The sequence below is a fragment of the Hymenobacter telluris genome (genome assembly GCF_017313265.1).
Taxonomy (GTDB): Bacteria; Bacteroidota; Bacteroidia; order Cytophagales; family Hymenobacteraceae; genus Hymenobacter; species Hymenobacter telluris.
On the sequence record NZ_JAFLQZ010000002.1, the window covers coordinates 560,802 to 585,443 of the forward strand.

Below are 24,642 nucleotides of genomic sequence, written 5' to 3' on the forward strand. Positions count from 1 at the left end.
CTGTTGCCGTGCCTGTTTCTACTGCTGTTCGTCCGCTTACTGTTGCGCCCGCTGAGGTTTTTGCCGAGAACCTGACCACTCATACTGAGCGCGAAAACTACTATGCCAGCCGGCACCAGTTGGGCGGCTGGCTGCGGGTGCTGCTGTTTGGCGGGGGCGCGGCGGGGGCTTGGGTGCTGTTTTCCGGTGGACAGATAGCCGCCGCCGTGGCTCTGATAGGCGTGGTGTGGGTGCTGTTTGCGGTGCTGGTGCGCTGGCATTCGGGCGTGAGCTACCAGCGGGAACATCACCGGCTGCTGGCCCGCCTCAACCAGGACGAGCTAGACCGGTTGGCGGGTAAGCTCAGTGGCTTCGACCCTGGCCTGCGCTACCTCGACGCCCAGCACCCCTACGCCGCCGACCTCGACGTATTCGGGGCGCATTCCTTGTTTCAGCTCCTTAACCGAGCTACCACCCGCCTCGGGCACGATTGGCTGGCGGGTTGGCTGCTGGCTCCGGCACGCCCCGCCGAAGTGCAGGCCCGCCAGCAAGCCGCCGCCGAGCTGGCCCCCGACGTAGCGTGGCTGCAAGAGTGGCAGGCCCGCGCCCGGCATTTTCCGCGTCAGCAAGCCGATCCGCGCGAGTTCAGCGCCTGGCTGGCCCGCCCCGATTTCTTTGCCGGCAAGCCGTGGCTGAAGCCGTTGCTGATTGTGCTGCCCATACTAGTATTTCTGTCTATTGGCGCCTGGATAGTGGGGCTGGGCTTTTACGCGCTGATAGTGGTGCAGCTGATAGTAGGCGTGCTGAACAGCCGCCTGGCCCCCGTGCGCAACGAGTACGCCGAGCAAGCCACCGCCATGCGCGACGCCCTCCGGGCCACCCAGGCCCAACTGGCCCATTTCGAGCAGGACCCCGACCGGCAGTGGCAGGCGCCGCGGCTGCAACAATTGCGCGCCACCTTGCAGGCCGCCAGCCACGGCGCGGCCGCTACCCAGCGGCTGGGGCAATTGTCCAGCGTGGCGGGGTTGTTCCGCGGGCGCGAGCATCCGTTGGGGGCCTTGCTGCTGAACAACTTGCTGCTCTGGGATTTGCACGCCGTATGGCAGTTGGAACGCTGGAAGCGCGGCCTCGGCCCCGAGCTGACGACGGTGCTGGAAGTACAGGCCGAGCTGGAAGCCTTGGTTAGCCTGGCCGGCTGGCAATTCGCCAACCCCACTTACACCACGCCGGAGCTAAGCGCCGAGCAGCTGGAGGTAACCGCCACCGAACTGGGGCACCCGCTCATCTTCACCACCAACCGCATCACCAACGACTTTCACACGGTGGGGCTGGCGCAAACGGTCGTTATTACGGGTTCCAACATGGCGGGCAAAAGCACGTTTCTGCGGACGCTGGGGCTGAATATGGTGCTGGCCCAGGCCGGGGCCGTGGTGTGTGCCCGCCACTTCCGGCTCAGCCCGGCGCAGGTGTTCACCGCCATGCGCACCCAAGACAACCTCGCCGAAAGCACGTCCTCGTTCTACGCCGAGCTCAAGCGCCTCAAACTCCTGCTCGACCTTAGCGCAGGAGAGTTAAAAAATAAAAAGGAAGAACTAACAATTGAAGGGGGCACTGCCAGCAACCAGCCCGCGCCGAAAAACGAAACCCCAACACCGAAAAACGAACAGCCGCCCGTTTTCTACCTGCTCGATGAAATTCTGAAAGGTACCAACTCGCTGGACCGGCACCGGGGCGCGCGGGCGCTGCTGCGGCAGCTGCACCAGCGGCGGGCGGCGGGCCTGGTGAGCACCCACGATTTGGAGCTGGCGGCGCTGGAAGCGGAATGGCCGGGGCAGGTGCGCAACTTCAGTTTCAACAGCACCTTCTCCAACGGCCAGATTCACTTCGACTACCACCTCACGCCGGGCGCGTGCCAGGCCTTCAACGCCAGCCAGCTCATGCAGCTCATGGGTATTGATGTAGAGGGCTGAATAGTTTTAATTGTTGATTGCTGAATTGTTGATTGGTAGGTACATAACTGTTCTGTCGAGGCGAATAGGCTAACAAGTCAACAATCAGCCATTTAGCAATCAACAACCAACAATTTAACAATCACCCCATGTACGTTCGTAGAAACCTCCGCTGGCACGTCATCTGGAAATATGGCTGGAGAGGAATAGTCGTTTTTACGGTGTATTCGTTGCTGATTTGCTTGCTGTACTCGGTGTTCAGGCAGCGCTGGATTGCCATTCCGTGGCAGCCGGTTTCCACGCTGGGTATTGCCGTTTCGTTCTATATCGGCTTCAAAAACAACGGCTCTTACGACCGATTCTGGGAGGGGCGGCAGCTGTGGGGCGGCATTGTCAACTACAGCCGCACCTGGTCGATTCAGGCGCTGGAATACGTAACGTCGGTGGTGGATGCGCCCGGCGTGGAGGCTCCGGCTGCCTCGCAAGCCGAACTCAGCTTGCGCCACCGCCGCTTGGTGTACCGCCACATTGCCTGGTGCAATGCCGTACGCCTAAACCTGCGCCGCCAGAACGACCAGTGGGATACGCAGGTGGGCCCCTTCCTCGACCCAGCCGAATCGGCGGAGATGAAGCGCAAGCAGAACCCGCCAACCCATTTGCTGCGCCAGCAAGCCGCCGACCTCCGGATTCTGCGGGAGGAGCGGGGGTTGCTCAACGATTTCCAGCACGTGAACATGATGATGAGCATGGAGCAGCTCTTCAACCTGCAAGGCGGCTGCGAAAGAATCAAGAACACGCCGTTTCCGCGGCAGTACGCGTTTTTCAGCTACGTATTCGTGTGGCTGTTTGCGGCGCTGCTGCCGCTGGGCCTTATTGCCGAGTTCGAGAAGCTGGGGCCGTACCATCTGTGGATGACGGTGCCGTTTTCGGTGCTGGTGTCGTGGGTGTTCAATACCATTGAAATTGTGGGGCACACCAGCGAAAATCCGTTTGAAAACGAAATGAACGACGTGCCCATGACGGCCATCTGCCGCAACATCGAAATCGACCTGCGCGAGTTGCTCGGCGAAACCGACCTGCCCGCCAAACTCGCCCCCATCGACGATATTCTCTATTAAGTGGTGAGGTGGTGAGGTTGATGTTCTGCTGGCGCAGTTAGAACGTCAACCTCACTACCTCACCATTTCACCACCTCACCGAAGCTCGGCGTTAACTAAGGCAAGCAGGCGGGCGTACAGGCACCTTACCCCTCTGCTCTACCACATGCCCGCCGCCACCAAAAAAACCACCCCTACGCCTGCTGCTTATCCCTGCCCGTATCCGCTCGGTACGCTGATTTCTATTGGTGGCCACGAGCAAAAGAGGGTGTCGCTGGAAGCCGACGCCGACATGGCCGACGATACAATTCTGCGGCGGGTTGTGGAGGAAGTTGGTACCAAAGGCTCGATTCTGATACTGCCTATTGCGTCGGATGAGCCCGAGGAAGCCGCCGAGGACTACGTGAAAGTGTTTGGTGAATTAGGGTGCAGTAGGGTGGAAGTGCTGAATATCCAAAACCGCGAAGACGCGGAAAGCGAAGAAAGCCTGCGGTTGCTCAACGAGGCGGGCGGGGTCATGTTCACCGGTGGCGACCAGCTACGCATCACGGCGCTATTGGGTGGTACGGCGTTCCATCGGCGCCTGAAAGAACGGTACACGCAGCAGCCGTTTGTAATTGCCGGTACCAGTGCCGGTGCCACCGCCATGAGCACGCCCATGATTTATCAGGGACGCAACAATGCGGGTATGCGCAAAGATGAAATTCACATCACCACCGGGCTGGAGTTTCTGCACAACGTGGCCATTGATACGCACTTTGTGGCGCGGGGCCGCATCGTGCGCATGGCCCAGATTATTGCCACCAATCCCGCGTGTATAGGCCTGGGGCTGGAAGAAGACACGGCCGTGGTGGTAACGCAGGGCCGGGAGCTGGAAGTTATTGGCAGCGGGCTGGTGGTGGTGCTCGATGGCATGAGCGTGACGCAAACCAACATTCACGAAGTGGAGCCCGGTCATCCGTTTTCCATCCGCGACTTGCGCCTGCACCTGCTCAGTAGCGGTGAGCGGTACACGCTGCCCATCATCGAGCAGATGCACGTGTAAGTAGCTATAGCTTAGCCAGCTTCCGGCGCGGCGCGCATTGGCCGTGGTTGCGCCGTAAGCAGAACTGAAAAAGCTAGGCAGATGGTGGGTTGACTGGTAGCCGAGCGTCGGTTGGCTTGGGCTGGGCCAGGGTTTCGCGCAGAAAGCCGGTTTTAAGGTGCTCGTAGAAGGAATGTGGGTCGAGGAGCGACGCTACGGCCTGCGCCATCATGCCACTGAGCAGCAGCTGGAAAATGGCCGAGTGTCGGTCGGTCATTTCCAGCACCAGAATAGCCGCCGTAAACGGTGAGCGGACCACGCCCGTCAGGAAGCCTACCATGCTCACCAGAATCAGCAGGTTACGGTCTTCGAGCGGCACCTGACCCAAGCGGCACAACCCGTCGCCGAGCAGGGCGCCGGCGCTGAGTGAGGTGGCAAACACGCCGCCCGCGCCGCCGCCGCTGTAGCTGAGGGCCATGCCCGCAAAGCGCACCGGAAACAAGTACCAGGGCGTTTGGCCATCGTTCTGGAAAAGCAGGCGGTTGATGATGGGCTTGCCGGTGCCCATAGCCTCGGGGCCTACCAAGTAAATCAGGCCGGCCAGTACCAGGCCGCACCCCAGCACCCACGCCGCTTGCTGGGCCACCGTGCCGAACCGTTTGCGGTAATTACCGAGCCAAAGGAGGGCCTTGGCAAACACGGCCCCGGCCAGCCCACACACTATGGCTACCAGTGCCACCGTGGCCAGAAACCAGCCGGCGTGGGCATTCACCTTCGGAAACCCCAAATACAGGTACGGCCCCAGAATAGCCTGCGCCGTGAGGCCCGCCACAATAACCGCCGAGAATACCGCCATCCGAAACCGGGCCATGTGCATCTGGGTCAGCTCTTCTACTACGAACACAATGCCCCCGAGCGGCGTGTTAAATGCCGCTGCCAAGCCCGCGGCACCGCCCGTTACCAGCGCAATCTGGCGGGAAAGTTGGGGCCAGCCGGCGGGTTGCAGCCGGTTGATGGCCCGGAAAATAGCGGCCGAAATCTGGATGGTGGGCCCTTCGCGCCCAATCACGCCGCCACCCACCAAGAGGGCCACACTGCTCAATACCTTTACAAACGCCACCCGCAAGCTTAGCAAGTAGCCTGTGCGGTGGTGCTGCCCGGGGTTCGACAACTCAATGGCGGCCATTACCTGCGGAATGCCGCTGCCCCGCGCCGCCGGCGCCCACCGGTACACGGCCCCCCACGACGCCAGAAAGGCCAGCGGCGTGAATACAAACGCCAGCAGCGGGTTCTGGCTGAGCCACCGGAAGCTGCCGTGCTCGGCCCACATGAATAGTTTTTCGTAGCCCACCGCCACTACGCCCGTCACGATGGAGGCAAACCAAAACGGGAAGCTTTGCAGAATCAGGCGGCGCACTCGGTCGGTATAGAGCCGCCGGAGCAGGTATCGGTCGAGCCAGGCCAGGACTCTGGCGTAGCGAGTAGGGGAGTAGGGCATTAGATGAAAGCTGGTCAGCAGTGCCCCATCTTACGCAAAGTGGCTCGGTGGTGGCCGGAACTGTTTCATGAGCAGCGGCCAAGGTGGCGCCTATACCCGCCATGGGCGCTACGGCCAAGCAAGCTACCTCTTCATTACAAGCCCACAGATCAAGCAGTTCGTGACGGAATGTGCGGATAGACCATGCGGGCGTTTGGTTTTTGCAGTAGCTTGGTGCCACTTCACCGTATAGGTGACCTGAACCGCAGCCTGCTGCAATGAGCCAACGAACCCGCCAGCTTCAGTACTTCTTTTTCAGCCAGGATTTTTCCGATGGCCTGCGCATTACACTGGCCGTGCTGCTGCCCGGCGTGCTGTTTGGCTGGCTGGGCCACCTCGATATTGGCATCGACCTGGCACTGGGGGCGTTGTGTTTGAGCATTACCGATGCGCCCGGCCCCATCATTCATAAGCGCAACGGCATGCTGGCGGGGCTGCTGCTGCTGCCGGTGGTGACCTTGCTCACGGGGCTGGTGCAGCCTTATATCTGGTTGCTGGGTCTGGAAGTGGTGGCGCTCAGCTTCCTGTTTACCATGTTTCTGGTGTATGGTGCCCGCGCCGGCTCGGTGGGTACGGCGGCGCTGCTGCTGGTTATTCTGATGATGGACCGCGCCATGGCACTGCCGCAACTCCTGGAGTTTGCGGGCCTGGTAACCGCCGGGGCGCTGTGGTATTGCATGCTTAGTTTGCTTACCATTCAGATTCGGCCGTACCGGGCGTCGCAGCAGGCGCTGGGCGAGTGTATCCGGGCGGTGGCGGGTTTCCTGCGCCTCAAGGCCGAGTTCTACCGCACCGGCACCAACCTCGAAGACGATTACCGCCGCCTGATGAGCCAGCAAGTAACCGTGAACGAGAAGCAGGATGCCGTGCGCGAGCTGCTGTTTCGCACGCGCCAAATGCTGAAGGAATCCACGGGCACCGGGCGGCGCTTGGTGCTTACGTTCGTGGATTTGATGGACCTCTACGAGCACATCACCGTCACGTACTACGACTATTCGGCCATTCATGCGCGGTTTGAGGCCACGGGCGTGCTCGATGCCGTGGCGAAACTGGTGGAGCTGATGGCCACCGAGCTGGAAAGCATCGGCTTTGCCATTCAAGCCAACCACAGCCATACGCCCCGCCTCCAGCTCACTGCCAGCCTGGAGCAGCTCAAAGCCCGCATCGACGCCCTCGACGACCCCCGCCAGCCCGGCCACACGCTGGTGCTGAAAAAGATTCTGGTGAACCTGCGCAACCTCAACCAGCGCCTCCAGGGCATCTTGGCTTACTTCGATGCCAACGCCGCCCCCGCCAGCCGGGAGCTGGAATTCGGCCGCTTCATTTCGCACCAAAGCTTTGCCTTAGACGAGCTGCGCGGCCACTTTACGCTCAGCTCCGACGTGTTTCGGCATTCCATGCGCATGATGCTGGCCTGCCTGGTGGCGTTTGTGGTGGCCAAGGTGGTGCTGCCCAGCCACCACAGCTACTGGATTCTGATGACCGTGACCTACATGCTCAAGCCGGCTTTCAGCCTCACCAAGGAGCGCAATATTCACCGGGTGCTGGGCACGCTGGCGGGCGGTATCATTGGCGGTTTGGTGCTGTTTCTGGTGCACGACCGGCTGGCGCTGGTGGCGTTGCTGTTCGTGTTTATGCTTACCTCGTTCAGCTTCACCCGCAGCAACTACATCGTGGCCGTTACGTTCATGACGCCCTTCGTGCTCATCCTGTTCAGCTTCCTGGGGCTGGGGTATTTGCAGGTGGTGGAAGAGCGGATTCTGGATACCGTGCTGGGCTGCCTGATTGCCTTTGCCGCCAGCTACCTGCTGTTTCCGCGCTGGGAGTCCGACCAGCTCCACGACTACATGACGGCCGTGCTGCGCGCCAACCTGCGCTACCTCAACACCCTCACCGACACGCTGGCCGGCGCTTCTATGGCCGAGGTGGAGTACAAGCTGGCCCGCAAGGAAGTGTACGTGAGTTCGGCCAACCTGGCGGCGGCGTTTCAGCGCATGATGTCGGAGCCGCGGGGCAAGCAGCACCGGCCCTCCGAGGTGCACGAGTTTGTGGTGCTCAACCATATTCTTTCCTCTAATGTGGCTTCTATTTCCTCGGCCCTGCTGGCTGGTGCCACCCGTCTGCCGCACCCTGGTACCTTATTGAAGCCGGTGCGCCAGGCTCAGCAAGCCCTCCACCGCAGCCTGCGCCGCCTCAATGTCACCGAGCCCGACACCTTAGCCGTAGCGGAAACCTCTGCTGCCACCGTTACCGAATCCACTCGCCGCCCCGACCCCCTGGCCGCCCCCGACCCACAACTCACCGAGCAGTTGGATTTCATTCAGAAAGTAAGTGGTGATATCAATAAAGTGACCGAGGAAGTGCTGAGGTAGATTGACACTGTAAAAATTCACAGAACGGTCATGCTGAGCTTGTCGAAGCATCTCGCGTGCTGATGTTGAGTTAGTAGTCCGACATCAGCACGCGAGATGCTTCGACAAGCTCAGCATGACCGTTCCTTTATTTGTATACCGTAGCAGAAAAGCTTCTAAACAACTGAAAACCAGACACCCTACTACGTGGTTACGGATGCCCACCCTTCCCGCTCCCACGTGCGCCACCTTGTCCTCCGCGAAAGTACCGGCCTGCGGTACTTCACCTTTTTCTATCTGTATGTGATGCAGGGCCTGCCGGCGGGTTTCGGCATGACGGCCGTAGTCAACTACCTGATTGGCCGCAACCTCAGCGCCGCCACGGTGGCCACGTTTTCGGCGGTGGTGGGGCTGCCGTGGGCGCTTCAGTTTGTATGGGGGCCCCTGATTGACAAGTATCAGGATTCCATTATCGGGCAGCGCAAACAATGGGTGGTGCTCACGCAACTGGTAGCGGCGCTGGCTTCCTTGGCCTTGCTGCTCGTGCACGACCCCGTGGCGCAACTGCCGCTGCTGAAGCTGGCGTTTGTGGTGCACAGCGTATTCGCGTCTATTCAGGATGCCAGCGTCGATGCCATTGCTATTTCGGTGGTTCCTGAGCAGGAGCGGGGCCGCGTGAATGCTTTTATGCGCGGCGGGTTTTTGCTGGGCATTTCGGCGGGGGCGGCCGGCCTGGGGTGGGTGCTGCACCGCTACGGCTTTTTCGAGGCGGCCCTCACCCAAACGCTGGCCCTGCTGGCTCTCACGGTACTTACCTTCTTCATCCGCCTCGACCGAACCGACCAGCTACTGCCCACTTTCGGGCACCGCGCCGGCCTGCCGCACCCCACCGATAATCCGTCGGTGGACTGGTTGTTCCGGGCGCTGTTTCAAGCCATTGTAGCACCTCGCACCCTGAAGCTATTTGCCATTATTGCGGCGGCGTACTTGTGCTTCGGCATGTTCGGCTGGGCTTACAACTACCACCTCATTCATGTGCTGCACTGGCCCGATAGTGACGTGTCCATCCTGCAAGGCGGCTGGGGCACGCTGGCTACGCTCGGCATAACTGTAACCGGCGGCATCCTCGCCGACCGGCTTGGCCCGGCCCGGCTGCAACGCCGGGTGCTGCTGGTGCTGGGGGTATTTCTGCTGCTATTCTGTAGCCTGAGCTTTCTGTGGCCGCAGGCGCCCTTCGCTATCCTGGGCTTACTGGTCTGGAACATGGCCGACCCCAGCCTCAGTGTAGCGGCTCTGCCCTTGCTGATGGCCTTGTGCCAGCCCCGCATTGAGGGTTCCCAGTTCACTACCTACATGGCCCTCGTGAACCTGTGCGGCGTGAGCGGAGCTTATCTAACGGGCTTGCTGCTGGAATACCTGTCGGTGCCGGTGCTGGGTGGGGCCTGCGGCGTGGTGGTACTGCTGCTGTTCTGGCTGCTCGGCGGCAACGCAGCCAGAACAGCCACAACCCCAACTATTCCGGCTGCCTGACACCAAACCACCGCGCTACTACAGCCCTTTTTCGTGGGCAAACCGTACCAGAGCGGCTACATTGTGCAGCTCCAGCTTGTGCATTACGTTGCGCCGATGCGTACTGACGGTAAGCTCTGATATCGACAGCTTATCGGCTATTTGGCTGGTAGTCAGGCCTAAGCGCACTAAGCCCACTATTTCTTTCTCCCGCGGCGAAAGCCGCGGCACTTGCTTGGTATTGGGAGCGGGGGCGGCATAAGCCGGAAAGGCAGTTTCGCCGGCGTATATGGCCCGAATAGCCAGCAGGAGTTGGTCGGCGTTGGCGGCTTTTGAAACGAAGCCGCTGGCCCCGGCCGCGGCCAATCGGCCCATTAGCTCGGGCGTAGCGTCGGTGCTGAATACCAGCACTTGCAGGCTGGGCCACTGCTGCCGCAGCTGGGGCAGCAACGTTAGGCCATCGGGTGGCGGCAGGTGCAGGTCCAGCAGCAAAATATCGGCGGGTGCCGGGCCGGCTTGTGTTAGCCACGCCAGCAACTCGGAGCCCGCGCCAAACTGGCCCAGCACTTGCAAATCGGGCTGCTCGTTCAGCAGCCGTTCCAATCCCTGGTTCAACATCAGGTGGTCATCCAGAATCAGTAGTCGGCAGAGCATACGTTACGGTGGTAAGATGAGAGGCCGGGTAGTGAAACAGCGAATAGGAAATTACTCTCTCAGCGGCAGCCTGACTATAATGCAGGTGCCTGTGGCAGAGCTGTCGATGTGAACTTGGCCGCGCAGGTACTCGGTGCGGGCCCGCACGCCACGCAGGCCAATGCCCGCGCTGGTGTGCGCCTTATCGAAACCGTTGCCGTTGTCGTCCACCAGAATTTCCAGTGCTTCGGGGTGTAGCAGTAGCTGCACGTGCACTTCGGTGGCGCGGGCGTGGCGCACCGCGTTGTTGAGCAGCTCGGCGGTAATACGGTAGGCAGCCAGCTGCAACGGCTGCGGCAACTGCTCCACGCCTTTGTCGCAATACGTTTGCACAGTGGGGTTGCCGTAGAGGTTGAGCAGTTCCGCCAGCGCGGCAATCGAGTCACAGAGCCCGCCCAGACCCGGCTCGGCGGGCAGGATGGCGTGGCTGAACGTGCGCACTTCGTCGCGGAGGTGGCGCAAGAGCAGCTCGGTGTGGCGGCCGGCGGCGGCGGCTTCCGGCGAGCTGTTGATGGCTTCCTGCACGGCCCGGCCTTGCCAAGCAAGGTGCAGCGCCGCCAGGTTGGGCCCCAAGGCATCGTGCAGCTCTCGGGCCAGTTGTTCCCGCTCTTCGTCCTGGGCCGCAATCAGGCGGGCACTTTGGGTGTTGCGCTGCCGCAGCTGCCGGATGCGCAAATGGGCGTTTTGGCGGAGCGTATGCCGGAAGCGCCCGGTTAGCAATGCACTCAGCACCAGTAGCTCGAAAAACAGACCCCAGGCCAAAGCGTTAGGCTGCATCAGGTGCAGGTTGGTAAGGCCGATATGGTTCAGCCAGAACAAGATGAAGCCCATGAAAAAGAAAAAGTACGTAAGCCCGTAATACGCAGCCAGCCGGCGACGACGCTTGGTAAGCAGCGTGGCCAGCAGCACCACCCAGCCATACACAAAAACGGCCACCAACAGCAGCTCACGGGCGCTATTGAGCAGGAGCAGACTGGTGCCGCGGGTTTTGATGGCCGCCGGATACAGCAGGGCGTAAATCCCCACGAATACCACCGCTGCCCCCGCCAACCAATTGCCTGCTCGGTGCAGGCGCGGCCAGTCAGTGCGTAGCCGCAAAAACAACTGCATGATAAACACCCCGCACGCCACCGCCAGCAACATGAAGTTGTACTGCCCAATGCGCCAGAGCACCTGATAAGGAACAGTAGGGAGGAGTAACGCGTCAATACCATCTTCCATGAGCAGAAAAATGGTGGTGCACAGCACGTACAGCACGTACCAGATGTGAATACGGTCGCGCAGAAAGGCAAACAGCACCAAATTGAACAAGGCGCTGCCGAGGTAGAAGCCAATCAGCCAAATCCAGTTTTTAGTGAAAACGTAAGTCACTTCCCAGGCCAGAAAATCCTCGGCCGTGGTGACGTCGGTAGGCAGGTAAAGCGCGCCCGCGTGGTGGTCGATGCGCAAATACAGCTCGGCCGTTTCGCCCGCTGCCAGCGTGAACGGCAAGCACAAGCTACGAGCCGGAAACACGCGTTTCTCGGCCGGTACCCCGGAGCTGGCCGCCGCCACTTGTTGGAACTGTTGCTTGCCCTGTCGGCGGCAATACAGCATAACGCTGTCGGTGTAGTTGTAGATGCTCCACAAAAACCGGGTCCGTTCTGGCAGGGTGTTCACTACTACCAGCCGCAGCCACACCCGCCGGTGCGCAAAACCCAGGTTCAGCGTTTGGTGCCAGGGGCCAGGCTGGAATTGCCCTGCCTGCCACAGCGAGTCGGCGTAGCGAGGAGTGGCGGGGGCGGAAAAAGGAGTGGCGCAGTAGCGGTAGGTTTCGGAAAGGTGTGCGCCGTTGGATTGCTGTAAATACAACGTGTCGGCCAAGCCGGTGTGCTTTGCTGAAGATGCATACGCCGCCTTGTTTAACGCCAGTAGGGCCACTGCCCAGCAGACTATAATCCGTATAAACACCCGCATCAGGCCTAGTGATATATAGTTCCAGAGGGCAGAATACAATATTATTTACATATAATAATATTTTAAGGGCTAACACTGAAAATTAAGCAGCCGACCAGTGTGCCGCAAGCTTGGCACTAGCAAGAAAACCAAGAACCAAAAGCCCCACTGAGGTAGTAGCAGTGGGGCTTCTAGCTGTTTTCAAACCTGTTTATTTCGCTGCCTGCACTTCCGGCTTCAGCGTGCGGCCCAGCCACTCGAAAAATACCCGGTTCCAGAGCACGGCGTTCTGCGGCTTGGAAATCCAGTGGCCTTCGTTGGGGAAGTACAGAAACCGGCTCGGAATACCGCGCAGCTGCGCCGTGCCAAACGCTTCCATGCCCTGCCCCTCGGGCACCCGGAAATCCTTGCCGCCGTGAATTACCAGAATCGGCGTATCCCAGTTACGGGCAAATAGCTGCGGGTTGAATTCAGTGTAGCTCTTGTGCTGGGGTGTTTCCCAGGGAGCGGCTCCAATGTCGTGCTTGGCGAAGAACATTTCCTCGGTGCTCGGGTACCAGCTGGTGAGGTTGTAGAGGCCGCAGTGGGCAATAAAGGTCTTGAAGCGGCCTTCGTGCTTGCCCGCCAGGTAGTACACCGAGTAGCCGCCGTAGCTGGCACCCACGCAGCCCAGGCGGGCCTTGTCTACGTACGGTTCGGCACTCACCGCATCAATAGCCGACAGATAATCCCGGATGGGCTGCCCGCCCCAGTCGCCGGAGATGCTGTTGTTCCAGTCGGTGCCGAAGCCGGGCAGACCGCGCCGGTTGGGCGCCACCACCACGTAGCCGTTGGCGGCCAGCAGCTGGAAGTTCCAGCGGTACGAGAAGCTTTGGGTAATGGGGCTTTGCGGGCCGCCCTGGCAGTAGAGCAGCGCCGGGTATTTCTTGCTGGGGTCGAAATCGGGCGGGTAGATAACGTACACCTGCATCTGCTTGCCGTCGGTGGTCTTCACCCAGCGGGCTTCGGTCTTGCCGGGTTGAACGCCTGCCAGCTCCTGCTGGTTGATGGTAGTGAGGGGCGTTTCGCGGCCGGTTTTCAAATCCACGCGCACCAGGTCGGCGGGCTGGGCCTGGGTGGTTTTGTTGGCAATGGCTACGTCGGCACCGGCCAGCTCAAAGCTGTTGTAGTTGTGGGCGCCTTTGGTGAGCTGCTTGATTTTGCCGCCCTTGCTCGGAATCGAAAACAGCTGCTCGGTGCCTTCCAGCACGCTCACGAAGTAGATGGTCTTACCATCCGGGCTCCAGCGGATGTTGGCGGCGGCCTGCTCCGAGCTTTGGGTGATGTCCTCGCGCTTTTTAGTCTTGAAATCGTACACCACAATGCCGTTGCGGTCCGACTCGAAGCCGGGCGTGGCCATGCTCAGCCACGCTACTTTGGTACCATCGGGGGAGAAGGCCGGCTCGGTATCGTAGCCGCCCAGGCCTTCACTCAGATTCACGGTTTTGTCTTCCCGAATATCGTAGAGGTAGATGTCGGAGTTGGTGCTTTCGGCTTCGGCTTTGCCCGTGAGCTTGCGGCTGGTGTAGGCGAGCCGGTAGCCGTCGGGGGAGAAGGCAAGCTGTTCGGTGCCCCCAAACGGCTGGAGCGGCGCATCGAACTTCTCGCCGGGCATTACATCTTTGCCGTAGCCGGTGGGGCGGCCGTCGGTACCTACCGGCTGGAAAAACACGTGCGACACCTTCAGGTCGTCCCAGGCGTTCCAGTGGCGGTAGTTGAGGTCGTCGATGATTTTGGCGTCGGCTTTGGGCAGGTCGGGGTACCAATCCTGCACCGATTTGCCGGTTTTCACGTCCTGGGTGTACAAGATGAAATTGCCGGTGGGCGCGTATTTCAGGTTGGCCAGGCCTTCCTCCGGAAACTCGCTGAGCTTCTGCTTGCCCGTGCCGTCGGCATTTATCACGTACAACTGGTCGGAGCCGCCTTCCCCGCTCAAAAACGTCAGCTTGCCATCCTTGCGCCAGTTCAGGTTGCCTTCCGAGCCGGGCGTGTTGGTGAGTTGGCGGGCCGGACCACCGGCCACCGGCACCACCCAAACATCGGCGTTGCCGGCGTTGTCGGCCAAGCTGTAGCGCGTGACGGTGTAGGCCACCGTTTTGCGGTCCGGCGACACCTGCATTTCACCTAAGCGGCCTAGTTTCAGCAGCAACTCGGGGGTGTACACGCTCGATTGGGCCGCCACTGTCAGCGGCAGCATAGCCAGCGTAGTGGCAAGAAATTTATTCATAGTAGAAACAGGGCTGAACAGTACAACAGGCAAGATAAGCACACCCACCGACAAGCGTTTCCGAGCGGTTAGGTAGCCGCTCAAAGTAGCAAAGCCATGAATCCGGCCGGGTACTTTTTTGCGTTGATCATGCAACGCCTGGGTATCTGTTCAGACTCAGCCAGTAAAACCCGAATTTGACCGGTTTGAGAGTCTGAATGCGTCCTAAATCCTTTTAAATTGCTTGGCCTGCATCTAAGGCCAGGTATCTACGAGGTATATGTCATGAAACTACTACTCACTGTTCTGTTGCTCCCGTTGGCGCTATCGGTTGGTTTCGGCCAAGTGGCCAGCACCAGCCAGCCGGCCCCCAGTGCCCGGGAGGTAAAGGAAATGGAGCGCCAAAAGTGGAACGCCGTACTAACGGGCAAAGAAACCCGGGTGCCGTTCAATGCCCGGCCCAACAAGCTGCTGGCCGAAACCATTAAGGCGCGCAAGCCCGGCAAAGCTTTGGATGTGGGCATGGGCCAGGGCCGCAATACGTTGTTTCTGGCTCAGCAAGGCTGGGATGCCTACGGCGTAGATATTGCCGACGAAGCCGTAACGCTGGCCCAGGACAACGCCCGCAAAGCCAATCTGCGCATCACCACTTTCGTGCAGGATGCCTCGGAGTTTGAATTTGGCGCCGACCGTTGGGACTTGGTAGCGTTTATCTACGCCGGGGGGCGCAGCCAGGTCGAGCAGGTGCACCGCAGCCTGAAACCCGGCGGCATCGTGGTAATTGAAGGCTTCCACCGCGACGCCACCAAGAAGCGCAAAATCAGCGAAAACGTAGTGTTCGACACCGACGAACTGATGAAGCTCTACACTGCGGCTGGCTTCTCGGTGCTGCGCTACGAGGAAAGCGAAGGTATCGGCGACTTTGGTTTGCAGCAGATGCGCTTGGTAAAACTGGTGGCGCAGAAAAAGTAGCTGGCTAGCCAGGTTATAGCAACAGAAAGCCCCTGTGTTTGTGCACAGGGGCTTTTTGTTGCTAGTCAAAGCTTATTTGTAACAAGAGCAGTGGTTCCGGCAGTTGCAACCAACGGCTGATTCACTTCTGTATTCTGGTGGTTAGCTGCTTTTCTTGCGGCCGGAGCCGCTTTTTTTACCGCCGCCGTCTTGTTTGTTTACGGTGGCCCAGGCGCGTGCTTCCGCTTCTTCTTCGGGTACGCCGCGCTTCTCGTAGCTCTCTTCAATGTGTTCGGCTTGCCGCTTCTGCTTGTCGGTGTACGCCGACTTATCTCCTTGTGGCATGGTAGAAAGAATTGAGTGAAACGTGAGACTGTGCTTGTCTTAGTACGCCCACTCCAACGCGAGGTTATGCCGAGCTTGTACCGCGGCGGAGCGGTTGCTGTCTCGTGGTGGCTATCTTCGCCCCATCTTTCCAATCGACTGTTTGTGTTATGCGCCAGCTTGCCAATATCCCGCACCCCGAGGTCAACATCACCCTTTTTTCCTGGAACGGTAAATACCTCATCAAGCTGGAAAAAGGCCCCTTCGAGCAAACCTACAAAGTGAGCGAAATGGACGTAACCAGCGACGAGGACATCCGGATGCTGCTCGATGAAGAGTTTATGCAGGCGGCCGTAGCCCGGTTCCGGCACATGCACACCGATTTGCAGGCCGCCTTCGACCGGAATGGTATCTAGCTGTATCCGGTAGCGGCCAACTCTTTTGCCTGGAACAAGTTACAGTGACTCACTGCTATAGTTGAAAAAGAATATGAAATCTGTCTTCCTCTTTCTGTGTGTTTTGCTGGCGGCTACGCTGAACGGTGGTTCGGCTACGGCGCAGCTCTACGAAGTGCGCCAAAGCTCCGTCAACTACGAAAAACAGGAGCGCCCCGCCGCCAAAGTGCTGGTAGATGGTACGCCCGACTGGACGCGCGACTTCTGGCAAAGCTGGCTAAAAGACACGTACAACATCAAAACCAAAGGCAACGGTACGCTGGGCGTGGGCAAGCGCGACGTACTAACTGCCAAGCAGGTGCCCGCGTCCAGCGTATCGGGCAAGCTCATCGACCTCTACGCTATGGTGACGGCGCCTTCCGATAGTGTTACCGAACTGGCCGTGTTTGGGGGCTACGATGCCAAAACCTACTTCAGTCCCGAAGGCACGCCCACCGAGTTTGCCGCTATGCGCAATATGGCCCAGAACTTTGCCGCTGCCGCGCGCCTGAAAGCCTACCGGGAGCAGATTGAAGCCGCGGAAAAAGAGCTGCGCGAAACCGAAAAAGAAAAAGACCGGCTGGAAAAAGAGCGGGTGAGCCTGGCCAAAAACACGGAAAGCAACCTGGAGAAGATTGAGTCGTTGAAGAAGCAAAACATGGAGAACAAGCTCAAAGCCAGCCAGGATTCCGCTCAGCTTATCGTGAACGGCCAGCAGTTGGAGTTGCGCAAAGCCAAGCTTCAGCGCCGCAAAGACCGGCTCTCCACCCTCGACCGGAAATAGATGAGTTGCCAGTTGTGGGTTACCAGTTGCCGGTTTGTTCATTAACTGACAACTGATAACCCACAACTGGCACCTGACACCCGGTAACCCACAACTCGTATCATGGAAAAAAGCTCTTCCCCCCTCGACAATCTTCTTCAGCTCAGAGAACTGCTTGATGCAGGCCTCATCACGCCGCAGGAATTCGAGACGCTGAAGAGTCGGCTGCTGGCCTCGCCAACGGCCCCGCTCACCCCGCCTGCCCCAACTCCCGAAGTGCCCGTGGCTCCCCAGCCCTCCCCATTCGCGCCCGAAAACGTGGAACCCACTACCCCGGAGCCGGCCCCAGCTAATCCCACCGAGTGGCCCCGGCCCGCCGCTGCTCCTACGCCCGAGTACACCCCGTTCAGCCCGCCCATCGAACCACAGGCACCCGTTGGGCAGGAGGTAGCGCCAGATTCAGATGTAGTAGAGCAAGAAGAGGTGTTCGAAGAGCCGCCTCGTAATCCGCTCGGGAAAATATTGGCCATTGGGGGCGGCGTGTTGCTGCTGGGGTTGATTCTGTACTTGCTGCTGGGCCAGTCCCGGTCCAGTGAGCACCTCACCAGCATCAGCCAAACCGCCGCCGATACCGTGGCCGTAACCCCCGAAACCGGCCCCCAGGCCGAGCAGCTAGACCTGCCGCCCGTTGCGGCCCCCGAAACCGTTCGGGTAGCGCCCGCCGTTCCACTCACTCCCGATTCGGCTACGGCTACCGCGCCCCCCGATGCCAGCGGACAACCAACTACCACCGAGCCTACTCCCGCCGCCGATAACCCCGACGAAGCCGCGGCCCGCATCAACAAGGTGCTAGCAGCTTACTATTCCGATTTGCAGGCCGCGCCTTTCAGTGCCGAACAGTATTTCGCGCCGCAGGTCGAGCTGTTTATCATCCTGCGCAATACCACGCCGGCTGCCATCAACGCGTGGCTGGACCAGAATCGGTTCAACGAGTTCAAGGACGCCCAAACGCAGGTGGAGCCCGGTACCCTGCGCGTAACCCCAGTTGCTGCCGACGGTTCACGCACGGCAACGTACATCGAGCGGAGCCGGGCATTTCGCCAGTCGCTCCAGAAAAACCAGAACACCCGCGCGCAAATGCGTCTGCGTGTCAACTCTGATTACAAAATCGTGTACCAGAAACAGGAGCGCCTTCTGGAAAACACCCTCACCGATGTTGAAGGCGCCGCCCAGCCAGCAGCGGAATAAAAAGCTTGTTCTGAAACGGCAGAACTAAATACGCCATCAACCGCTGAGCTTTGCCAGACAGAGCCCAGCGGTTGATGGCGTATCTTTGCTGAGTAGAGAACCGGATATACTGAAACATTGGTGTTTCGCTCGGTTCTGGTTAGGTACTTATGCGTTACGCCGTTTTTCTGCGCTGGTCAGGGCTGTTGCTGGCACTGCTTTTTTCTTCCTGTATTAATGCCATCAAGCCGGGCCGCGACTTCACCGGCTGCCCCACGCCGGAAGCGCCCGACTACGCACAACCCGCCAATTGGGCCGCCCTCCCCAACCGGGCCGACGCTGCCGATACCGTGCCCACTCATTCCGGCCTTCACAACCAGCAGGCCACAGCAGCGGTTGATGTGTTTTTCGTGCATCCCACCACGTATATAAACCGAAAAGGCTGGAATGGCACCGTCAGCCAACCGGCCCTCAACCGCCTCACCGACCGTATCACCATCCGGCAGCAGGCTTCGGTATTTAATAACGTAGGCCGCATCTATGCGCCTCGTTACCGCCAAGCCACGCTGTTTTCTTTCTTCGATGAGCAAGCTGCCAACGGCCCACAGGCCATTGAATTGGCCTATACCGATGTAAAAGCGGCATTTCAATACTACCTCACGCATTACAACCAAGGCCGCCCCATCATTTTGGCTGGGCATAGCCAGGGCACGCGCCACCTAACCCACATACTACGCGACTTTTTCGACCACAACTCCAAACTTCGGCAGCAGCTTGTTGCGGCTTATTTAATTGGGTTCAATGTGCCAGAAGATATGTTGCAAGTTGTTCGGCCCTGCGAAGATTCCACGGCCACCGGCTGCTACATCACCTGGAATACTGTTGATTGGGGCCAGGAGTACGCGCCGTATCAGCGCAGCGTAGCCGTGAACCCGCTCACCTGGACCCGCGACACCGTTGCGGCCCCGGCGCGCCTCAATCTGGGTGGTGTTCCCTACAGCTTCAACAAAGTAGATACCGCCGTAGTCGATGCCAAAGTGCACAACGGCCTACTCTGGATTCACCGGCCCAAGCCACTTGGCTACCCCCGTTTCCTGCTGCCTGGCCACCCCGAACTCAGCCACTCCTTCCACATTGCCGACTACGCGCTATTCTACATGAACATCCGGCAGAACGTCGCCGCCCGGGTGCGGGCGTATGAGCAACGCTAAACTATTTGCTTTTTAATTTAATCGAATTGAAAAAGCGCTTTTTTTGGTTAATGCAAGGGTCTTTAAGGCCATCCTTTGGTATGAACCAAAGTTCATAACCGACTTTATCTACCAATAGACTTCGCACATATTTGATAGTATGCTCATTCTGACGTGATGCTGGCAATTCATACACACGGTCTACGCCTTCTATTCCATCAATGATAAAATTTTCTCTTTTTATAAACTTGGCTCGGAATACAGCGCCTTCCACCATTGGGCTTACTGAGTACCATTCTTTTCTGCCTTGAGGTGTTAGATAGTTGTCTGACTCATGATTTAAATCGTCACGGCTAATACGATACAAGCCATATTCGTCAGAGGAACTGAATATTTTCAAATGCTGCTCAAAGCCATCAGCTTCTACTGTATCTCTAGAGATACTGGTTGGGTGGTTCGGTAGTTCCACTGAAAATCGCTCGTCTACATTGAATCGTAGCTGCTTATTGGATATAAAGCCAGTGATAACGCTAAAGAAAATAGCGCAGAGTAAAATATATAATTTTTTCATGCCGGAAATTAATGAAAAAAGCCCCGCCAGCATAAACGCTAGCGGGGCTTTTCAATTATATCAGGCTAAAAGCTACGCGCCGATGGCTACGCGCTTGAAGTCGGTTACCGTCATGCCTTTCGACGTTTTGTCGAGCAACTGAGCGATAGTTACCGAGTTGTCTTTCACGAACTCTTGATTCAACAAAGTATTCTCTTTGTAGAACTTGTTGAGCTTGCCCTGGGCAATCTTCTCCAGCATAGCTTCAGGCTTGCCTTCGGCACGCGCCTGCTCTTTGCCGATTTCGATTTCACGCTCAACCGTAGCCGAATCCACACCGTCTTTGTCAACGGCAACAGGCTTCATGGCTACAATTTGCATGGCTACGTCGCGACCTACGGTTTCTACGTCAGCACCATTCACGTTTTTCAGGCCTACAAGTACGCCTTTCTTACCGTCGGAGTGGATGTACGAAGCTACTTTCTCGGCGCTCATGTTGGCGTAAGCTACTACGTCCAGCTTCTCGCCGATTTTGCCCATCAGGTCGGTGATGTGGTCCTGCAGGCTGCGGCCGTCCTCCTGCGAAGCGGCGAGCAGTTCTTCTTTGGTAGCAGCGTTGGTTTTCACAGCCGCGTCCAGAATCTGCTGCACCAGGTTGCGGAAGTCAGCCACTTTCGAAACCGGCTCGGTTTCGCAAGCCAAGGCCACCAACTTACCGTTGGTGCCATCTTCGCTAACGCTGGCCAATACCAAACCTTCGGAGGTAGCATTGTCGGAACGCTTGTCAGCAATTTTCTGACCCTGCTTGCGCAGAATGTCGCGGGCAGCTTCGAAGTCGCCTTCGGCTTCTACCAGAGCTTTTTTGCAATCCATCATGCCGGCGCCGGTCATGGCGCGCAGCTTGTTCACGTCTTGGGCGGTAATTGCTGCCATTTCTTGAGTAGCTAGGAGTTAGTAGCTAGAGTTTGATGAAAGGAATAGGGGAGGAGGTACGGAAAGAAGCTAGGAGCTAAAAGTCGGAACTGAATGGGCAACTGGCCTTCATTACAGCTTCTAACTCCTAGCTCCTAGCTTCTGGCTCCTTGAAAATTATTCGTCGGCCGTCAGTTTTTCCTGGATGCCTTCGTCTTCAGCTTGCTTCTTGTCGGCATCTTCTTTGTCGACTTTGCGCTCCGACAGACCATCTTCGATAGCCTTGCCAATTACGCTGATGATCAGCTGAATAGACTTGGAAGCGTCGTCGTTAGCTGGGATTGGGAAGTCAACTAGCTCAGGGTTCGAGTTGGTGTCGCAGATAGCGAAAACCGGAACGCCCAATTTCTTGGCTTCTTTCACGGCAATGTGCTCACGCTTCACGTCCACTACGAACAGAGCAGCGGGCAGGCGGCTCAGGTCGGCAATGCCACCGAGCACACGCTCCAGCTTCTCCCGCTCGCGGGTCAGCATCAAACGCTCACGCTTTGCAAGCGCAGCATAAGCCGTATTTTCCTTTACCATCTTGTCGATGGTGCTCATTTTCTTCAGCGACTTACGAACCGTAGCGAAGTTAGTGAGCATGCCACCCAACCACCGGTCGGTTACGAAAGGCATCTTCAGGCGGGTAGCCTCCGACGTTACGATTTCTTGTGCTTGCTTCTTGGTTGCCACGAACATCACCTTGCGGCCGCTCTTGGCAATGTTGCGGATGGCGTTAGCGGCCTGGTCCAGCGAAACAAGGGTCTTGTTGAGGTCGATGATGTGGATGCCGTTCTTCTCCATGAAGATGAACGGAGCCATTTTCGGGTCCCACTTGCGCGTGAGGTGACCAAAGTGGGCACCAGCGTCAAGCAGTTCTTTATAAGTGGTGGACTGAGCCATGATGAATTTCCTCTGGGATTAGCGTTTCGAGAACTGGAACGAACGACGAGCTTTGCGCTTGCCAAATTTCTTGCGTTCCACCATGCGCGGGTCGCGGGTCATGAAGCCTTCCTTCTTCAGGGCCGGACGAACTTCTTCGTTATTCCCTACGAGGGCTTTCGAGATGGCCAAACGGATGGCTTCAGCCTGCGCCGAAATACCGCCACCAGCTACGTTCACCTTGATGTCGTACTGACCAACCTGCTCCACAATAGCGAGGGGCTGATTTACAATGTTTTCCAGGAGTTCGTTACCGAAGTAAGTCTTCATGTCCCGGCCATTGATAGTGATATTCCCTTGCCCGGCTTGCATGTAGATGCGAGCCACCGAGGTTTTTCTTCTACCAGAGGTGTTGGAGATTTCCATTAAGTGAAAAATTAAAGAAAAAAGAGGCCGAAGTCGGCTTAGAGGTTTTTCAGTTCAACAGCTTGCGGCTGCTGGGCTTGGTGCGGATGCTCGTTGCCGGCATACACGTACAGGTTGCGGAATTGCTCGCGGCCGAGGCGGTTGCCTTGCAGCATGCCTTTCACAGCGTGTTCGATTACGCTGGCGGCATTCTTAGCCTTTTTCTCGCGCAACGTCAGGCGCTTCTGACCACCTGGATAACCCGAGTGGGTTACATAGATTTTGTCGGTCATTTTTTTGCCCGTTACGCGCAGATTGTCGGCGTTGATAACAATAACGTTGTCGCCACAGTCAGAGTTTGGCGTGAACGAGGGCTTGTGCTTGCCACGCAGCATGTTGGCAATCTGGCTGGCCAGACGGCCCAGGGGCGCAACACTGGCATCAACCACAACCCAGGCCTTATCGGCGTTGGCTTTGTTGACGGATACCGTCTTGAAGCTCAGATGATCCATTGGGAGGAAGGTAAGCGTTTGGAAATGAGATGAAACCGAACTCGGTTCGGGAAAAACGGACACAAAGATACCGCTTTTGCGCGCATTTACAATATGGTGATTCAATAAATGCGCTGGGAAGAAGCTCGCATACAGGCGCTTCTACTAGCTGCTTGCTACTGGTATTGCCGTAGCGTGTCCACGAGCACCCGAAAATCCTTGGGGTATGGGGCTTCAATGGTAATGGTTTCGCCATCCATCTTGGCAAAGCTCAGGCTGGCGGCATGCAAAGCGAAGCGCTTGATGAACGGCTGTTCTTCTTCGCCTTCCTTCATGTTGAACTTCTTTTTCAACGAGGACAAATAGAAGTCTTCGCCACCATACATTTTGTCGCCAATAATAGGGGCTTGCAGGTACGCCAGGTGCAGCCGGATCTGGTGCATGCGGCCGGTAATGGGCTGGCATTCCAGCAACGTATGGCGAGCAAAAGCCTCCATCGTGCGCACTAGCGTAACGGCGGGCTTGCCGTTGTAGGCCAGGCGGGCTTTGCCTTTGGTGGTCGTTTCGATGTTGCGGTCCACGCGCAGGCCTTCATACTGATGCACACCCCAGGCGGCAGCATGGTACACCTTGCGCACTTTGCGGTCCTCGAACTGCATGGCCAAGTGACGGTAGGCAGCGGGGTTTTTAGCTAATGCCAGCGAACCGCTGGTTTCTTTATCGAGGCGGTGGCAGGCCTGCACATCATCGTACTGCTCGCGGGCGAGGCGCAGGATGTTGGGCGCGCCCCCAAATCGTTCATCAAGTGTAGCCAAGAACGGGGGCTTATTGATTACGACGTAGTCTTCGTCCTCGAACAGGATCAGGTCTTTGAAATTGGGTAGCTTCATAGGAAGCTGCAAAGGTAGTGAGGTGCAAGTGGTTTTGCAGGCTTAGGCAGCAACCCGCACCACAAAGGCAACAGCAAGCGGTACTAGCGGATTCGTATTAGCAGCAGCTAGGCTTCAGCTTCCTCTTCGCCTACTGCCTTGGCCGTAGGAGCCAGTGGGGTTTTCGGTTTGATGAGCTTGAATTCCAGCGAAGTACCCTGCCCGATTTCGCTTTGCACCCGGATAGTGGATTTGTGCGCTTCGATGATGTGCTTGCAGATAGCCAGCCCCAGGCCAGAACCGCCCGAGTCGCGGGAACGGCTCTTGTCGATGCGGTAGAACCGCTCGAAAATACGGTTTAGGTGCTGTTTCGGGATGCCGGCCCCGTCGTCGCGGACGGATACGCGCACCGATTTGCCGCTCTCCACCAACGATACGATGACGTGGCCATTTTCGCGGCCGTATTTGATGGCATTGTCAATCAGGTTGATGAGTACTTGCCGGATTCGGTTACGGTCGGCCAGCACCCGAATGCCAGTGGCTGGTAATTCCGGCGGAAACAGCTCTAGGCGCACACTGCGTTGTGCGGCTTTCAACTCTAGCTGCTCGAAGATGTCGTGCACCAGCGCCACTATATCAAAACCCTGGCGGCGCATGCGCACCACACCTTTTTCCAGCTGCGAAATGGTTACTAAGTCTTGCACCAGGGTGTCCAGCGCGTCGAGGCTGTTGGCGGCTTTGCGCAGGAAGCGCTGGCGGGTGAAATCATCCACGTCCTCGTCGTCGAGAATGGTATGCAGAAAGCCTTGGGCGGCGAAAATCGGGGTTTTCAGCTCGTGCGACACGTCGGCTAGAAACTCGCGGCGTAGCGCCTGGAGCCGCTTGAGTTCGTCGATTTCCTTCTGCTTGCGCTCGGCCATATCCACAATTTCGTCGCGCATGCGCTTGAGAGGCTCGGGGCGGAACAGAAACTTGCTGGACATCTTCCGGAACTCCTTGCGCTTCACATTTTCCAGACTGGCGTAGATGCTGTTGATTTCACGGAAAATAAGCGCCTCGAACATCAAATACAGCAGCAGAAAACAGGCCGCCACGGTGATGCCCGCTGCCAACACGCCTTGCTGCAAGCTCATAGTAGGCCCCACCAACGCCAGCGTAGTAAGCACCCCAGCCACCAGCAACGACAAGATGATGGCAATGACGCGGGAAGAGATATTCAAGGGAAGCACAACGATTGATCCGGGGTTAAAGATACTTAATAAGTAGGGTTGGTCTGACGCAGA

Annotated in this window: 22 protein-coding genes; 10 read left to right on the plus strand and 12 right to left on the minus strand. The window is 58.1% G+C overall.

Going from position 1 to position 24,642, the window contains the following annotated elements; all coding sequences use genetic code 11:
- The first annotated feature begins 8 nt into the window (after window positions 1–8).
- The 3 genes from J0X19_RS25095 (at window position 9) to J0X19_RS04705 (ending at window position 4,070) form a co-directional block, all read left to right on the plus strand.
- A complete protein-coding gene (locus tag J0X19_RS25095; protein WP_317194749.1) occupies window positions 9–1,949 on the plus strand; it encodes a MutS-related protein in 1,941 nt (646 codons plus the stop codon).
- Window positions 1,950–2,077: 128 nt separating this feature from the next.
- Complete coding sequence (locus tag J0X19_RS04700; protein ID WP_206981769.1) at window positions 2,078–3,046, plus strand: bestrophin family protein; 969 nt, start codon at window positions 2,078–2,080, stop codon at window positions 3,044–3,046.
- 145 nt (window positions 3,047–3,191) lie between these two features.
- A complete protein-coding gene (locus J0X19_RS04705; protein WP_206981771.1) occupies window positions 3,192–4,070 on the plus strand; it encodes a cyanophycinase in 879 nt (292 codons plus the stop codon).
- 73 nt (window positions 4,071–4,143) lie between these two features.
- On the opposite strand, the gene J0X19_RS04710 is transcribed toward J0X19_RS04705, so the two are convergent.
- Window positions 4,144–5,547 carry a chloride channel protein gene (locus J0X19_RS04710; protein WP_206981774.1) on the minus strand — a complete coding sequence of 468 codons (1,404 nt, stop codon included), beginning with the start codon at window positions 5,545–5,547 and terminating at the stop codon, window positions 4,144–4,146.
- A 257-nt stretch (window positions 5,548–5,804) separates the two neighbouring features.
- Between J0X19_RS04710 and J0X19_RS04715 the strand changes: the two genes are divergently transcribed.
- Window positions 5,805–7,958, plus strand: coding sequence for an FUSC family membrane protein (locus tag J0X19_RS04715; RefSeq protein WP_206981776.1), 2,154 nt, complete (start codon window positions 5,805–5,807; stop codon window positions 7,956–7,958).
- 219 nt (window positions 7,959–8,177) lie between these two features.
- Window positions 8,178–9,467 (plus strand): MFS transporter, encoded by a 1,290-nt coding sequence (locus J0X19_RS04720; protein WP_206981778.1) that lies wholly within the window; start codon window positions 8,178–8,180, stop codon window positions 9,465–9,467.
- A gap of 18 nt (window positions 9,468–9,485) precedes the next feature.
- Here J0X19_RS04720 and J0X19_RS04725 read toward each other — a convergent pair whose 3' ends face one another.
- The 3 genes from J0X19_RS04725 to J0X19_RS04735 all read right to left on the minus strand — a co-directional run bounded on the left by J0X19_RS04725 (window position 9,486) and on the right by J0X19_RS04735 (window position 14,340).
- Window positions 9,486–10,100 (minus strand): response regulator, encoded by a 615-nt coding sequence (locus J0X19_RS04725; protein ID WP_206981780.1) that lies wholly within the window; start codon window positions 10,098–10,100, stop codon window positions 9,486–9,488.
- A 51-nt stretch (window positions 10,101–10,151) separates the two neighbouring features.
- Entirely contained in the window at window positions 10,152–12,002 is a 1,851-nt protein-coding gene (locus tag J0X19_RS04730; RefSeq protein WP_206981789.1) for a sensor histidine kinase, read from the minus strand.
- A gap of 283 nt (window positions 12,003–12,285) precedes the next feature.
- On the minus strand, window positions 12,286–14,340 hold the full coding sequence (locus J0X19_RS04735) for a S9 family peptidase (RefSeq protein ID WP_206981791.1): 2,055 nt from the start codon (window positions 14,338–14,340) through the stop codon (window positions 12,286–12,288).
- Window positions 14,341–14,604: 264 nt separating this feature from the next.
- On the opposite strand from J0X19_RS04735, the gene J0X19_RS04740 reads away from it, so the two are divergent.
- Complete coding sequence (locus J0X19_RS04740; RefSeq protein ID WP_206981793.1) at window positions 14,605–15,291, plus strand: class I SAM-dependent methyltransferase; 687 nt, start codon at window positions 14,605–14,607, stop codon at window positions 15,289–15,291.
- Window positions 15,292–15,432: 141 nt separating this feature from the next.
- Here J0X19_RS04740 and J0X19_RS04745 read toward each other — a convergent pair whose 3' ends face one another.
- The gene (locus J0X19_RS04745) at window positions 15,433–15,615 is read right to left on the minus strand and encodes a hypothetical protein (RefSeq protein WP_022822216.1); all 183 of its coding nucleotides are present in this window, start codon (window positions 15,613–15,615) and stop codon (window positions 15,433–15,435) included.
- Window positions 15,616–15,764: 149 nt separating this feature from the next.
- Between J0X19_RS04745 and J0X19_RS04750 the strand changes: the two genes are divergently transcribed.
- From J0X19_RS04750 to J0X19_RS04765, 4 genes are all read left to right on the plus strand, one after another.
- Window positions 15,765–16,010 carry a hypothetical protein gene (locus J0X19_RS04750; protein WP_206981795.1) on the plus strand — a complete coding sequence of 82 codons (246 nt, stop codon included), beginning with the start codon at window positions 15,765–15,767 and terminating at the stop codon, window positions 16,008–16,010.
- 73 nt (window positions 16,011–16,083) lie between these two features.
- Complete coding sequence (locus tag J0X19_RS04755; protein WP_206981803.1) at window positions 16,084–16,812, plus strand: coiled-coil domain-containing protein; 729 nt, start codon at window positions 16,084–16,086, stop codon at window positions 16,810–16,812.
- Between the two features lie 102 nt (window positions 16,813–16,914).
- Window positions 16,915–18,039: an SHOCT domain-containing protein gene (locus tag J0X19_RS24975; RefSeq protein WP_206981805.1), complete on the plus strand. Its 1,125-nt coding sequence runs from the start codon at window positions 16,915–16,917 to the stop codon at window positions 18,037–18,039.
- A gap of 149 nt (window positions 18,040–18,188) precedes the next feature.
- Window positions 18,189–19,229 (plus strand): DUF3089 domain-containing protein, encoded by a 1,041-nt coding sequence (locus J0X19_RS04765; RefSeq protein ID WP_206981807.1) that lies wholly within the window; start codon window positions 18,189–18,191, stop codon window positions 19,227–19,229.
- Window position 19,230: 1 nt separating this feature from the next.
- Here J0X19_RS04765 and J0X19_RS04770 read toward each other — a convergent pair whose 3' ends face one another.
- From J0X19_RS04770 to J0X19_RS04800, 7 genes are all read right to left on the minus strand, one after another.
- Entirely contained in the window at window positions 19,231–19,812 is a 582-nt protein-coding gene (locus J0X19_RS04770; RefSeq protein ID WP_206981809.1) for a hypothetical protein, read from the minus strand.
- A gap of 39 nt (window positions 19,813–19,851) precedes the next feature.
- Window positions 19,852–20,691, minus strand: a complete 840-nt coding sequence (tsf, locus tag J0X19_RS04775; RefSeq protein WP_206981810.1) for a translation elongation factor Ts — start codon at window positions 20,689–20,691, stop codon at window positions 19,852–19,854.
- 156 nt (window positions 20,692–20,847) lie between these two features.
- Window positions 20,848–21,615 (minus strand): 30S ribosomal protein S2, encoded by a 768-nt coding sequence (rpsB, locus tag J0X19_RS04780; RefSeq protein WP_206981812.1) that lies wholly within the window; start codon window positions 21,613–21,615, stop codon window positions 20,848–20,850.
- An 18-nt stretch (window positions 21,616–21,633) separates the two neighbouring features.
- The gene (gene rpsI, locus J0X19_RS04785; RefSeq protein WP_206981814.1) at window positions 21,634–22,020 is read right to left on the minus strand and encodes a 30S ribosomal protein S9; all 387 of its coding nucleotides are present in this window, start codon (window positions 22,018–22,020) and stop codon (window positions 21,634–21,636) included.
- A 38-nt stretch (window positions 22,021–22,058) separates the two neighbouring features.
- Window positions 22,059–22,511 carry a 50S ribosomal protein L13 gene (rplM, locus tag J0X19_RS04790; protein WP_206981817.1) on the minus strand — a complete coding sequence of 151 codons (453 nt, stop codon included), beginning with the start codon at window positions 22,509–22,511 and terminating at the stop codon, window positions 22,059–22,061.
- Window positions 22,512–22,666: 155 nt separating this feature from the next.
- A complete protein-coding gene (locus J0X19_RS04795) occupies window positions 22,667–23,380 on the minus strand; it encodes an RluA family pseudouridine synthase (protein ID WP_206981819.1) in 714 nt (237 codons plus the stop codon).
- A 107-nt stretch (window positions 23,381–23,487) separates the two neighbouring features.
- On the minus strand, window positions 23,488–24,588 hold the full coding sequence (locus J0X19_RS04800) for an ATP-binding protein (protein WP_317194750.1): 1,101 nt from the start codon (window positions 24,586–24,588) through the stop codon (window positions 23,488–23,490).
- Between the last annotated feature and the right edge of the window lie 54 nt (window positions 24,589–24,642).